This window comes from Prevotella sp. MA2016, assembly GCF_000619825.1.
GTDB lineage: Bacteria > Bacteroidota > Bacteroidia > Bacteroidales > Bacteroidaceae > Prevotella.
Genome location: NZ_KK211036.1, coordinates 780098 through 793368, shown reverse-complemented (window position 1 = coordinate 793368; position 13271 = coordinate 780098). Strand labels below are relative to the sequence as shown.

Sequence of the window (13271 nt, the reverse complement as noted above, 5' to 3'; positions counted from 1 at the left end):
ATCCTAAGCCAACGTACTATCAGAGTTGTACATGGACCGTATTTTATCGAAGCTGCGTGCAAAGGTAAATGATTTTTCTCAATATCAAGAACTATTTGCCTCTTTATTTCCGGAGTAGAGCGAAAATAACTTCTTTTCTTGAGACCATCTATACCTAATTCTTGATATCTTTGCCATAATACTTTTAGAAATTTCTCATCAGAACCGTAATGGTTACTGATATACCTGAAACTATATCCTTCCTCTAGCATATGCATATAACGGAGATAGTCTGATAGGCTTTGCCTCTTTTGCTTTTTCTTTAACATAATACACCCCGAAAGTTTTTTGTCTAACTTTCGGGGTGCACTTCATGCGTCGTACAGGGCAATTTTTATTGCATTATATAGGAAACTCAAACCTAAAAAGCGGTTTTCTTAAAAATCTATAATAGCCGCTTGGAATACAGAAAATTTCCATTACCTTTGCAGCCGTAAAAAGATTGTTTTAACCAGCACTAACAAGTATTTTATGAGATTAATTAAATTTTTAGGATTTTGTTCATTATTTTTATTGTTATTTACAAGTTTAGCATCATGTGATGACCAACACTTTGACTACAAGATTCAAGATGACGTAGTTTACAATCTGCTTGATCCGGAGAATGTTGACAGCATGGAACAGCGTGGCGACAGTTTGCTGAATGCGGGTGCTATCACTCCGCTCAGTCGTAAGTTCTTTCACGTTTATCCGATGTGCAACAAGCATCACCAGTTTCATGAGGCAGTGCCCCTGTATCAAGAGATGCTGAAGGATGGCACAAATGATTCGTTGGAGCGCCTTTTCCAGATCTGTGCAGCCTCAGAGCTCACTATGATTCTTCGTTATCAGGGCCATATCGAAACATCGATGATGACAGCCATTGATGCCATGCAGCGTTTCTCGCTCGATGAGGCTCTGACCGACCAGACTGCGCTGGAGAGCTACTTGCGTCTGGGCACCTTTATTGGCGACGGTATGGTGTGCACAGGTGATTATGTGGAAGCTGAGAAGCAGTTCCAGAAGTTCTATGAACTGTCTAACGACATGAAGGAAGGTGTGATTCGTCTGGCTCAGTGGTATCCTCGCCACTTCGAGCTGTTTGAGATTATCATCCGCTCTTACACCACCAATGCCCAGTATGACAGTGTGCTGCCTTGGGTTGAGCGCTGCGAAGAAGCTGTAGAAGAATACTACAACGCGCCTGAGTTCAAGGATATGCCTGCCACAACCACTCAGTTTGTAGAGGGTTATCTGGCTGGAGCTCAGATCTGTAAGGCCATCGCCCTGGAGCATCTAGGTAGAAAAGAGGAGGCCAAGGAGGCCTATAATCAGTATCTGAAGAGCGATATGGCACATACCGTGATAGGCCGCATCAACCGTGCTTATTATCTCTCGGCCAGTCATCACTATCGCGAGGCATCTATCATTTTCCAGTCGCTCGACAAGGCCCTGGCCGTGTATAGCCCCAGCATCTCGCTCGACTGGATTCACGAGTACTATCTGCCTAAGTTCGAGGCCAATCTGCATGCTGGTCGTCGCGACTCAGCCTATGTGCAGGCAGCTACCATTTGCGAACGTCTCGACACCACTCTGACAAAATATATGCACGAAGAGGCCAACCAGTTGAGCCATATCTACGCCTCGCTCAAGAAAGAGGAGAAGATTATTGAGCAGGAGGAGCGTATCATCAAGCAGCGCACACTGGGATTGAGCGGTTTCTTGGTGCTCGTTGTCGGTTTCTTCTCAGCCTTTACGGTTCGTGGCCGTCGCAATGCCCGTCGTATGGCCGAGGTGAAAGCCACTCAGGAGCGCATTGAGAATGAGCTCAGTATTGCGCGTGACATCCAGATGTCGATGGTGCCGCATGAGTTCCCTGAGCACAGTGGTATAGATATGTACGCGTATATGGAACCCGCCAAGGAGGTTGGTGGCGACCTGTATGGCTATGTGTTCAACGACAATAAGCTTTACTTTGCTGTGGGCGACGTGTCGGGTAAGGGTATTCCCGCCTCACTGTTCATGGCCCAGGTTACCCGCCTGTTCCACACCCTGGCCGACGAGCATCTTTCGCCAGCACGCATCTGTACCATCATGAACAAGGAGCTCTCTGGCGATGATAACATCAACGGTATGTTTGTCACCATGTTCATCGGACTGCTCGATCTGAAGACAGGTCACCTGAGCTTCTGCAACGCAGGTCATAATCCTCCCATCATCGATTGCGGCTACCAGAAGGCCGAGTTTATGAACATCCTGCCTAACGCACCAATTGGTTTGTGGCCCGATCTGGAGTATGTGGGAGAAGAGATAGAATCCATCAAGAATCGTACCCTGCTGGTTTATTCAGATGGATTGAATGAATCAGAGAATCTGGAGCAAGAGCAGTTTGGCGACGATCGCCTGCTCAATATCGTGCGCTACACGCCTTACGTGTCGTCGCGACAGACCATCAGCACGCTGCAGACGGCAGTGACCAACCATCGCGATGGAGCCGATCCGAACGACGATATCACGATGCTCTGCATCCGTTTGAGTTAACCTGCAAGGGGAGCCTGTTAAAGCAACAAGCTCCCCTTGTTGCGAAAAAAAAGTTGCAAAAAATTTGGCGGATAAAAAATAATTTGTATCTTTGTGCCGTACAATCTGATCTATTAGTATTTGGAACAATGAAACCGAACTTGATAAGCACAATTGTAAAGTCACTGTCTGCAAAGCTCAGTTTATGGGTTGTGCTGTTTGTGTCTATATTGTTCGCTGCCACTTTTTCACTGATGTTTTACTATGCTCGCGAAGCCGTCATGGCAGAAGCTTTTGGTAAAGCCGAAGACCTGTTGGATAAGTTTGAGATAGTGGTAACCGAAAAGTTGCACGAGAAAGAAGTGGTGGCCCGCCAAACCCAATGGTGGGTAGAGCAGAACCTGAACGATACGGTAGAGATAGGCAATTATATTAAGCAAGTTCTGGCCCACGAGCCCAATATCGTTGGTATCGCTGCTGCTTTCAAGCCAGGTTTCTATCCCGACCGGCAGGATAAGGACTATATGATTTATTACCATCGTGATAAAGGTAGGGTGCTGCGGAGCAACCTGTTTGCCGATGAGTCGTATCTGCATCAGCCTTGGTATGAAGCGCCCATGACGCACAACAAGATGATGTGGTCGGAGCCCTATGAAGACTATCGTACCGATGGCGAGCCCATCATCACCTATAGCATCCCGCTGGTGAAGGACGACGAGGTGGTAGGCGTGTATGGTGTTGACATCTCCATCTACTGGCTGTCGGACACCGTCATGGCTTTGCGCCCATTGCCTAATATGCAAGGCGCTATGGTGACGCGTTCTGGTGCGTTTGTGATTCATCCTGACACCAGCCTCCTCAGGCCTCGCGCCATGTTCCGATTGATGGAAGCCCATCCTGAGAAAGAGTACAGTGCTGCAGCCTATAAGATATTGAGTGCCGAAAAAGGAATATCCTTCCTGAATATTTATGGCAGCACTCATCTGGTGGCTTATGGACCTATTGAGGAAAAGCAGTATGAGTTGACTCTTTTCTGTCCTGAGAATGAGATTATGGGTCACTATAATAGTATGATACCCCTGATGGTGGTTGTTGTTATCCTGTCGCTGCTGGCCATCATGGTGTTCTGCTGGGTGTTCATCCATCGCGAGCTGCACCCGTTGCGTGAGTTGGAGAGTTCAGCCCGTCAGATTAAGTCGGGTCATTATTACACCCCCATCAAGACCAGTAAGCGTATCGACGAGGTGGGTAGTCTCACCAACAGCTTTATCGCCATGCGCCGCAGTATCAGAAAGCATCTGGCCTATATCGCCAATAACAAGCAGAAGTTGGCCGAGCAGCACAAGCAGTTGACTATCGCCCAGGAGCGTATCCGCGAGGCCAAGAAGGTGAAGGGTGCTTTCCTGCAGAATATGTCGGATCAGATGATAGCACCTGTCAACGAGATATCGCGCCTGGTGACCGAGGTGCGCGAACACCATTCAGAAATGAGTCAGGAGCAGATTGTGGAACTGTCGAATCAGGTTGACGACAAAACCCGGACGGTTACCGAGCTGCTGGCCAAGGTACTCGAAGTGTCAACTAAAAAACAGGAGGACGAAGCATGAGCATACTGTGGGATAGAATCAATAGAAAGCTGTCTTTAAAGCTTAGCTTGCGCATCCTGATGTTTCTGGTTGTGGTGTTCACGTTATCGCTTGGCGTGCTGTTTATCTACTCTCGCCAGATGGTGAAGAGGCAGGCGCTGGAGCGTGCCGAGATAGAACTTGACAACACCACCCAGCACCTGAACGAGCTGATGAATGAGGTAGAGACAGCCACGCGTACGGTCGTGTGGCATCTGAGCGAAAGCCGGCTGACGCCCGACTCGCTGCTGAACTACGTGCGACTGGTGGCTAAAGAGAATCCCGACTTTGATGGATGCTCAGTAGCGCTACAGCCCTATTATTTCCCAAACAGGCGCTATTTCTCCGTCTATGCCTATAACCTCTCCGACACCACTGTAGCCAAAATCGAAGCCCCTTATAACTACTTGAATAAGCCTTGGTATAAGAATTCTGCCAAGCAGCAGAAGTCATCCTGGGTGGAGGCCTATCTGGAGGATGTCTATGGCAATGAAACGCAGAACTACTCAGATATGGTGGTGAGCTACTGTATGCCGCTGTTCGACAAGCAGCAGCAGCTGGTGGGTGTGGTTTCTACCGACCTGTCAGTGCCCTGGCTCTCCCAGGTGATATCGAAATATAAGCCCTATATCAACTCGTATAGCATCATGTTAGGCCCTGAAGGTCAGTACTTTGTGCATCCTGATTCCACTAAATTGATGCATCGTACCATCTTCAGTGATGTTGATTCTGAGAAGCAGCAGGATATGATAGCGTTAGGGCATGAGATGCTGGCTGGTCATAAGGGTATGATGAAGGTGAAGGTGAATGGCGAGTCGTGCATCGTGTTCTATCAGTCGCTGTCCAAAGCCCCCTGGAGCATAGCGCTGATCTGTTACGAAAGCGACCTGTTTGCAGGCTATAACAAACTACTCTACATATTGATACCCGCGCTCGCTTTCGGCCTGATGCTGATTCTGATGTTCTGCATGAATGTGATATCGTTTATGATCGACCCGCTGAATGCGCTCACCCACAAGTTGAGCTACATCACCAACGGTCATTTCGACGAGCCCATCGAGTTCAGTCCTCGCAAAGATGTGATAGGCAGCTTGCAGAATAATTTTGCAGAGATGCAACAGGCCCTGAGTAGGCATATCAGCAGTCTGCACGAAACCAACGAACAGGCCGGGCTGATGAACCGCGAGCTGCTAGAAGCCAGTGAGCAGGAGAGACAAGAAGAAGAGAAGAAAAACGCGTTCCTGCAGGATCTGATGCATCAGATTCGAACGCCGCTCAACATCATCAACGGTTTCACCCAAGTGCTGCGCGATGATTATAGCAGCATTCCTGAAGAAGAGATCAGTGAAATCCTGGACACGATGCAGAGCAATGCCGTGCATATCAGTCGTATGGTGAGTATGCTGGTGGTGGCCTCTAATGCAGGTAAGGATGTGAAGGTGAATACCAGCGAGCGTGTGAATATCAAGGATCTGGTGGATCATGTCTCCTATATCTATGCCACCCGACCGCCCCACACCCTTGAGCTCACTACCGAGTTGGATGTGACCGATGAGCGAACTGTTAAGACCAATCGCGAATACCTTACCAAGGCCATCAACGAGCTGCTCTTTAATGCCAAGAAGTTCACCACCGAAGGTCATATAAAACTCAGTGTAACCACCGACGGACTGAAGATTCTGTTTGTGATAGAAGATACAGGCTCTGGTATCAGCGAGGAGATGCGCGCAAAACTGTTCTCTAATTTTGAGAAAGGCGATATGTTCAGCGAAGGTCTGGGATTAGGTCTCCCAGTGTGCCGCCAGCTGGTGCGCCTGATAGGTGGCGAACTGAAGCTGGATGAGAGCTATACCGATGGTTCTCGCTTTATCATTGTTATCCCTGATGATGAAGCGTGGGTGGATTTGAACAACTGATTACGTTAACGTTTGAGTTAAAAAAACGTGCAGTTTGGTGCTTTGTTCAGCAAAAATGTGTATCTTTGCACCAAAAATCGACTAAAAACAATGGAACAAGTATTCAGTTACATTATCAGTCTTGGTGCGTCAGTCATGATGCCCATACTGTTTACCATCATCGGACTCTGTATTGGATTAAAATTTGGAAAGTCTTTGAAATCAGGACTTTATGTGGGTGTGGGATTTGTTGGTCTGGGCATCGTTACAGCTCTGCTTACTAACAATTTCGGCGACCCACTATCAGAAATTTCACGTTTGTATCACCTCCAGCTTGGTGTGTTTGACATGGGTTGGCCTGCTGCCGCTGCTGTGGCTTATAACACAGCTGTGGGCGCACTCATCATCCCCATCTGTCTGGGCGTGAACTTCCTGATGCTTATCACCAAGACCACCCGCACCGTTAATATCGACCTGTGGAACTATTGGCACTTCGCCTTTATCGGAGCTGTGGCCTATTTCGTGATGGACCAGAGCCTGGCATGGGGCTATTTCGCTGCCATCGTGTGCTATATCAATACCCTGGTGATGGCCGACCTCACAGCGCCTAAGTTCCAGGGCTACTACGAGGGTATGGAGGGCATCTCTATCCCACAGCCTTTCGTGCAGAGCTTCACCCCGTTTGCCATGCTCATCAACAAGGGCCTGGATATGATTCCTGGATTCTCAAAGCTCGATATCGATGCCGAGGGACTGAAGAAGAAGTTTGGCGTGCTGGGCGAGCCGCTCGTGCTGGGTGTGATTGTGGGCGCGCTGATTGGTGCCTTGGCCCAGTTGGATATTAAGAAGATACTGTTCCTGGGTGTCACCATGGGTGCCGTGATGGAGCTCATCCCTCGCATCACCAAACTGTTTATCGACGGACTGATGCCCATCTCTGAGAAGACTCAGGAGGTGGTTAAGAATAAGTTTAATGGCAAGAAGGTGTATATCGGCATGTCGCCAGCACTGGTGATTGGTCATCCCACCACACTGGTTGTTTCGCTGCTGCTGATACCCGTCACCTTGGGTCTTGCAGTCATCCTGCCAGGCAATGAGTTCCTGCCGCTGGCTTCGCTGGCAGGCATGTTCTATGTGTTTGTGATGGTGCTGCCTTATACCAAGGGAAATGTGGTGAAGACCTTTATCGTGGGCCTGGTGGCGCTGGCCATCGGCTTGTGGTTTGTTACTGATATGGCACCCGCCTTTACGCAGGCTGCCCACACCGTGTTTGAGCAGACAGGCGACAATGCCGCTAAGATTCCTGAGGGTTTCGAGGCTGGTGCACTCGACTTTGCTTCGAGCCTGTTCGGCTGGACCATCTATAAGTGCGTCAACAACCTGCAGTGGGTAGGCATGGCCGTGCTCACACTCTTTACTGCCGGAATGATGTGGCTGAATCGCAAGCGCATCGTTGCAGATGAGAAGGCTGCGAAATAATCATTGAGAATGGACAAATAATAATTAAATAACAATGAAGAAATCGATTTTTACTTTGATGCTTATGGGAAATCTGATGACGGCCTTTGGCCAGCAGAACATGACGTTCCAAACGGCTTGTCACCCTGCCGATGTGAAGCACTACGACACGCAGACCCTGCGCGACCGTTTTGTGATGGAGAAGGTGATGGCACCCGATGAGATCAACCTCACTTATTCGTACTACGATCGTTTTATCTTTGGTGGCGCTATGCCTGTCAACAAGGATCTGAAGCTGGAGACCCATCCCCAGTTGCGTGCCGACTATTTCATGCGTAACCGCGAGTTGGGTATCATCAACACTGGTGGTCCTGGCGTGGTGATTGTTGATGGTCAGGAGTATCCCCTCGGCTATAGCGAGGCCCTCTACGTGGGTCGCGGTTGGCTTGGTAAGGATAAGAAGGGCAATGATATCGATAGCAACAAGGAAGTGATCTTCCGTTCGAAGGATGCCAAGAATCCTGCTAAGTTCTATCTGAACTCAGCTACTGCCCACCAGCACTATAAGACCCAGTGGGTGACACTCGACGGTCGTAAGAACGGTAAGGTGCAGAGCCTGAAGGCTGTGATTGTAGGTACCAAGGAGAAGCCTCTGGGCACCAAGGCCGAGAGCAATCAGCGCACCATCAATCAGCTCATCGTGAACACCGCCCTTGAGGAGGGACCCTGCCAGTTGCAGATGGGTCTGACCCAGTTGCAGGAGGGTAGCGTATGGAACACCATGCCGCCTCACACCCATGGTCGCCGTATCGAGGCTTACTATTATTTCAATCTGCCTGAGACTCAGCAGATCAGTCATGTGATGGGCGAGCCCCAGGAGACCCGTGTGGTATGGCTCAAGAACGAGCAGGCCATCATGAGCCCTGAGTGGAGCATCCACTGCGCTTCGGCCACCTATTACTATACCTTCATCTGGGGTATGGCAGGTGAGAATCTGAACTATAACGATAAAGACAATATCGAAGTTAAAGACCTTAGATAATTGACAATAATGACACCAGTACAAACTACGAAAATGTCCAACTTCCGTTGGGTTATCTGTGCGTTGCTGTTCTTGGCAACCACTGTCAACTATATGGACCGTCAGGTTCTGTCGCTCACTTGGAAAGACTTTATTGCAGTAGATTTCCATTGGACCGATGCCGACTATGGTAAGATCACGGGCTTGTTCTCGCTGTTCTATGCCATCGCCAACCTGTTTTCAGGTAAGTTCATCGACTGGATGGGCACCAAGAAGGGCTATCTTATCGCCATCTTTGTGTGGAGCACAGGTGCTGTGATGCATGCTGGCTGCGGCTGGGTGGCTATGAATATCGAGGGTTACGACAGCATCGAGGCGCTGCGTGCCGTTCAGGCTGGTAGCGATGCTGCTGTGGCCATTGCCACCATCTCAGTATGGCTGTTCCTCTCATGTCGTATGATTCTGGCTGTGGGCGAGGCTGGTAACTTCCCTGCTGCCATCAAGGCCACTGCCGAGTACTTCCCCAAGAAGGACCGTGCTTTCTCTACCTCTATCTTTAATAGTGGTGCATCGGTAGGTGCGCTGGCCGCTCCTGCCACTATCCCCCTGTTGGCTCGTGCCTGGGGATGGGAGATGGCATTCGTCATCATCGGTGTGCTTGGTTATGTGTGGATGGGCTTGTGGATGTGGCTCTACGAGAAGCCACGCACCAATAAGTTTGTGAATCAGGCCGAGCTGAACTATATCGAGCAGGACAACGACCTTGAGGCCGTGCAGGATCGCACCAGTGCGAAAGAGGAGAAGGCTATCCCATTCTTGAAGTGCTTCACCTATCGCCAGACCTGGGCTTTCCTTGTGGGTAAGCTCATGACCGATGGTGTGTGGTGGTTCTTCCTGTTCTGGGCGCCTGCTTACTTCAGCGATCAGTATGGCTACACCTCTGATTCAGCCATGGGTATTGCGCTCATCTTCACACTCTATCTCATCGTCACCGTGCTCTCTATCGGTGGTGGTTATCTGCCCACCTATTTTGTGGATAAGAAGGGCATGAACCCCTATCTGGGTCGTATGCGTGCGATGCTGATATTTGCCTGCTTCCCCGTGTTGGGCCTGTTGGCTCAGCCCCTTGGTGCCTATAGCGCCTGGTGGCCAGCCATCTTGATTGGTCTGCTGGGTGCAGGTCATCAGGCTTGGAGTGCCAACCTGTTCTCAACCATCGGCGACATGTTCCCCAAGAGCACCATTGGTACCATCGTAGGACTGGGCACCATGACAGGTGGTTTTGGTTCGATGGCCATCAACATGGGTTCGGGTGAGTTCTTCACTTGGGCAGCCAATCAGGGTGCAGCATTCCAGTTCTTCGGCTTCGAAGGCAAGCCTGCTGCCTACATGGTAGTGTTCTGCATCTGTGCTGTGGCCTACCTGATAGGTTGGGTTATCATGAAGGCCCTCGTGCCAAAGTACAAGCCTATCGTGGTTGAATAATCAGATATAAATAATAAATAAGGGTTTCTCAATCGAGAAACCCTTGTTTTTTTAATGCTTCGATGAGGCCGGCCGACATCGCCTCGTTGTCCTTGCGGGTGTAGCGGATGTCGGTGAAGATCTGCGCCAGCGTCTCCTTGTTGTTGATTTTTACGAAGTTCTGGTTCTCCTCCAGGCTCTCCTTATATTTATAATAGGTGTCGATATCCTGCGCCTGATAGTCGTGATACGTCTCTTCGTGCACAAAACTCTCCAGCGGCAGACGGTCGCTCAGGGCAGGCTCTTCGGCAGGCCATCCCACGGTGAGCGTAGCCACAGGCATCACCAGCTTGGGCAACTGCAGCACGTCGATAATCTGCTGCGGCTGATACACGGTGGTGCCCAGATAGCAGTAGCCCAGTCCCTCTTCGTCCATCAGGTTGCACAGCGTCTGCGTGTAGAGCAGCGCGTCGATAGCCGCATTGATAAACGATAGGAAGTTGTCATACCCCGGCTCAGCCTTTCTGCAGCGCGCCCATGTGCTGGTGCGGTTGAAGTCGGCACAGATGGTGAGCACCACAGGCGCCTGCTTCACCATCGGCTGGTTGAAGTGGGCAGGAGCCAGCTTCTCTTTCTGCTCCGCCTGTCGTGTCACCACCACGCTGTAGAGTTGCAGATTTCCCATGGTCTGCGTGCGTGCAGCCTCGTCGAGCAGTCGGTTCAGCAGTTCGCCTGAAACGTCTTGCTCCGTGTATTTTCTGATTGTTCTTCTTGTCAATAAATTCTTCATATCTCTTAAATTTGCTATAAAAAAACTGATATTTAGTAAGATTTGGTTGCAAAAATACAAATATTTCGGCAAATTTATCTAACTTTGCAGCAAAAATACAAAGATATGGAAGAAAACTTGCGTAGAGAACTCATACAGCGTATAGCACACGATCTCACCATCATTGGTCAGCGAAGTGATGCCACTCTGAGCGAAGATCGCGTGGCAGGCATTGTCGATAAGTGTCTTCAGTCGGTTAGTTCGGCCGACTCTGAGTTGCTGTTGTCGCTGGTTGAGCAGGCCTTCGACATCTTTGTGCTGGGTTGCCGTCCTGAGGTGACAGAGGTGCGCCCCAAGGTGCTGGAGTGCGACGTGGTGCGTTTTCAGAACAACCGCGAGAAGTGGGTGGCTCTGGTAGGACTGCTCAACGGCTATCCTTACGAGATTTTCACTGGTCTGGCTGACGACGAGGAGGGTATCGTACTGCCCAAGAATGTCACCACTGGTAAGATTATCAAGCAGGTGAACCCCGACGGCACCAAGCGTTACGACTTCCAGTTCGAAAACAAGCGTGGCTATAAGACCACAGTAGAGGGCCTGTCGGAGAAGTTCAATCCTGAGTATTGGAACTACGCCAAGCTCATATCTGGTGTGCTGCGCTATCGCATGCCTATCGAAAATGTCATCAAGCTGGTGGCATCGCTCTCGTTGAAGGATGAGAGCATCAACACCTGGAAGACGGGCGTGGAGCGTGCGCTGAAGAAGTACGCGCCAGGCGCTGACGACGAAGAGGAAATTGAGAATTAAAATTGGAGACATATATATATATAGACGAGGTTAGATTTTATGCCTTTCATGGCGTGATGCCTCAAGAAACACAGGTGGGGGGCGAGTTTATAGTTAGCTTGCGAGTGGGCTATCCCTTTCAGGCGGCTATGGAGACCGACGATGTAGCAGATACATTAAACTATGCCGAGCTGTATCAGTTGGTCAAGCAGCAGATGGACATCCCCTCAAAACTGCTCGAACATGTGGCCGGACGTATCGTCAAAGCCATTCAGACGCAGTTTCCGCAAGCGACGAGCATCCACCTCAAAATCACCAAGAAGAACCCTCCGATGGGAGCCGACTGCCAAGGAGCGGGAGTGGAGGTGAGAGTTGGGGGGGAAACTTGATTGTTGTATCAAATTAAGATATATTAGTTAGGAACGTGATTAGATTAAGAAATATCATAGGATTGTTGATGCTGTGCGTGGGCTTGACGGCTGGCGCAGCAAGTAAGGATAACTTCACACTGGTGATCGATGCTGGCCATGGTGGCCACGACACTGGTGCACAAGGTGCCATCTCTAAGGAGAAGAATCTCACGCTGAAGTTTGCTTTGGCCTTTGGTCGTATGGTGGAGCAAAACTGCCCTGACGTGCGTGTGATCTATACCCGTAAGACTGATAAGTTTGTAGAGCTCTATCGCCGCGCTGAGATAGCCAATCAGGCCAAGGCCGACTTGTTTATCTCTATCCATATCAATGCCCTGCCCAAGGGTAGGGTGGCGCGTGGTTTCCAGACCTACACACTGGGCATCAGCAAGCGCACAGGCAAGCAGACGGGTGTGCTGGAGAATCTGGAGGTGGCCAAGCGTGAGAATGCCGTTATCTTTATGGAGAAAGACTATAAGCAGACCTATCACGGCTACGACCCAAACTCGCCCGAGAGCGACATCATGTTTGAGTTTGTGCAGGATAAGAACATGGAAAACAGCGTAGAGCTGGCCAAATATATGCAGAAATACGTGTGCCAGGCCACAGGCCGACAGGACATGGGTGCGCAGCAGGATAATCTGGCTGTGCTCCGCCTCTCGTCGATGCCAGGCGCCCTGCTGGAGCTGGGCTTTATCTCAACCCGCGATGAGGAGAACTTCATGAACTCGCAGCGCGCCGAGACCCTCTATGCCACAGGCATGTTTAATGCCTTCCTGAATTATCGCAAGCGTCATGGTGGTAACATCACCATACCTTATATGAAGATTGAAGAACCTAAGGCCGAGCCCCGACAGGAAGTACAGCTGGCACCCGAGCCCGCAGCCGAAACCCCACACGAGGTGGAAGCCCGCGTAGAGCCAGTAGAGACCAAGAGTGCTGCTGCACCCGAGCCTGCCGTTAAGCCAGCCGAGCCCGCTACTAAGTCCGCCGAGCCTGCTGCAAAACCTGCTGTCGCTGCTGATAGCGATGCCCCTGTGTTCAAGGTTCAGATTCTGTCGAGCTCTACCAAGCTCAAGGCCGGCGATGCCCGTTTCAAGGGTCTCACTAGCGTAGATGCCTATCGCGATGGTGGTATGTATAAGTACACCGTTGGTGCCTCTACCGACTATAATGAGATCTACCGTTTGCGCAAGCAGGTGGCCGCCACATTCCCCGAGGCCTTTATCGTGGCCCTCAAGGGTGGTCAGCGTGTCGACGTGAACGCAGCTATACGTGAGTTTAAAGCTAAGAAACAAAAATAGT

Annotated in this window: 10 protein-coding genes and 1 pseudogene; 9 read left to right on the top strand and 2 right to left on the bottom strand. The window is 50.2% G+C overall.

Annotated elements, in window-relative coordinates; all coding sequences use genetic code 11:
* Positions 1-308: helix-turn-helix domain-containing protein (locus T360_RS16615; protein ID WP_231488192.1), on the bottom strand; the 308-nt coding region annotated here is incomplete at its 3' end.
* A gap of 346 nt (positions 309-654) precedes the next feature.
* Between T360_RS16615 and T360_RS15895 the strand changes: the two genes are divergently transcribed.
* The 6 genes from T360_RS15895 to T360_RS0114145 all read left to right on the top strand — a co-directional run bounded on the left by T360_RS15895 (position 655) and on the right by T360_RS0114145 (position 10022).
* Positions 655-2559, top strand: coding sequence for a PP2C family protein-serine/threonine phosphatase (locus tag T360_RS15895; RefSeq protein ID WP_051523586.1), 1905 nt, complete (start codon positions 655-657; stop codon positions 2557-2559).
* Positions 2560-2792: 233 nt separating this feature from the next.
* Entirely contained in the window at positions 2793-4145 is a 1353-nt protein-coding gene (locus tag T360_RS0114165; RefSeq protein WP_197019326.1) for a HAMP domain-containing protein, read from the top strand.
* Positions 4142-6079 (top strand): ATP-binding protein, encoded by a 1938-nt coding sequence (locus tag T360_RS0114160; RefSeq protein WP_081772822.1) that lies wholly within the window; start codon positions 4142-4144, stop codon positions 6077-6079. Before T360_RS0114165 ends, T360_RS0114160 begins: the two co-directional genes overlap by 4 nt.
* 90 nt (positions 6080-6169) lie before the next feature.
* A complete protein-coding gene (locus T360_RS0114155) occupies positions 6170-7537 on the top strand; it encodes a PTS galactitol transporter subunit IIC (protein ID WP_028913359.1) in 1368 nt (455 codons plus the stop codon).
* Between the two features lie 34 nt (positions 7538-7571).
* Entirely contained in the window at positions 7572-8558 is a 987-nt protein-coding gene (kduI, locus tag T360_RS0114150; RefSeq protein WP_028913358.1) for a 5-dehydro-4-deoxy-D-glucuronate isomerase, read from the top strand.
* Positions 8559-8567: 9 nt separating this feature from the next.
* On the top strand, positions 8568-10022 hold the full coding sequence (locus T360_RS0114145) for an MFS transporter (protein ID WP_028913357.1): 1455 nt from the start codon (positions 8568-8570) through the stop codon (positions 10020-10022).
* Between the two features lie 28 nt (positions 10023-10050).
* On the opposite strand, the gene T360_RS0114140 is transcribed toward T360_RS0114145, so the two are convergent.
* Complete coding sequence (locus T360_RS0114140) at positions 10051-10791, bottom strand: nitroreductase family protein (protein ID WP_028913356.1); 741 nt, start codon at positions 10789-10791, stop codon at positions 10051-10053.
* A gap of 306 nt (positions 10792-11097) precedes the next feature.
* Here T360_RS0114140 and T360_RS0114135 point away from each other — a divergent pair.
* The 3 genes and pseudogenes from T360_RS0114135 to T360_RS0114125 form a co-directional block, all read left to right on the top strand.
* A pseudogene (locus tag T360_RS0114135) lies at positions 11098-11538 on the top strand (ribonucleoside-triphosphate reductase); the annotation flags it as partial.
* A 41-nt stretch (positions 11539-11579) separates the two neighbouring features.
* The gene (gene folB, locus T360_RS0114130; protein ID WP_028913354.1) at positions 11580-11945 is read left to right on the top strand and encodes a dihydroneopterin aldolase; all 366 of its coding nucleotides are present in this window, start codon (positions 11580-11582) and stop codon (positions 11943-11945) included.
* A gap of 68 nt (positions 11946-12013) precedes the next feature.
* Positions 12014-13270 (top strand): N-acetylmuramoyl-L-alanine amidase, encoded by a 1257-nt coding sequence (locus T360_RS0114125; protein WP_028913353.1) that lies wholly within the window; start codon positions 12014-12016, stop codon positions 13268-13270.
* Position 13271: the final 1 nt, after the last annotated feature.

What these genes read in the sequence shown, in the direction of transcription:
- T360_RS15895 (WP_051523586.1), top strand. Translation starts at nt 655, where the DNA reads ATGGAACAGCGTGGCGACAGTTTGCTGAATGCGGGTGCTATCACTCCG.
- T360_RS0114165 (WP_197019326.1), top strand. Translation starts at nt 2,793, where the DNA reads ATGTTTTACTATGCTCGCGAAGCCGTCATGGCAGAAGCTTTTGGTAAA.
- T360_RS0114160 (WP_081772822.1), top strand. Translation starts at nt 4,142, where the DNA reads ATGAGCATACTGTGGGATAGAATCAATAGAAAGCTGTCTTTAAAGCTT.
- T360_RS0114155 (WP_028913359.1), top strand. Translation starts at nt 6,170, where the DNA reads ATGGAACAAGTATTCAGTTACATTATCAGTCTTGGTGCGTCAGTCATG.
- kduI (WP_028913358.1), top strand. Translation starts at nt 7,572, where the DNA reads ATGAAGAAATCGATTTTTACTTTGATGCTTATGGGAAATCTGATGACG.
- T360_RS0114145 (WP_028913357.1), top strand. Translation starts at nt 8,568, where the DNA reads ATGACACCAGTACAAACTACGAAAATGTCCAACTTCCGTTGGGTTATC.
- T360_RS0114140 (WP_028913356.1), bottom strand. Translation starts at nt 10,791, where the DNA reads ATGAAGAATTTATTGACAAGAAGAACAATCAGAAAATACACGGAGCAA.
- T360_RS0114125 (WP_028913353.1), top strand. Translation starts at nt 12,014, where the DNA reads ATGCTGTGCGTGGGCTTGACGGCTGGCGCAGCAAGTAAGGATAACTTC.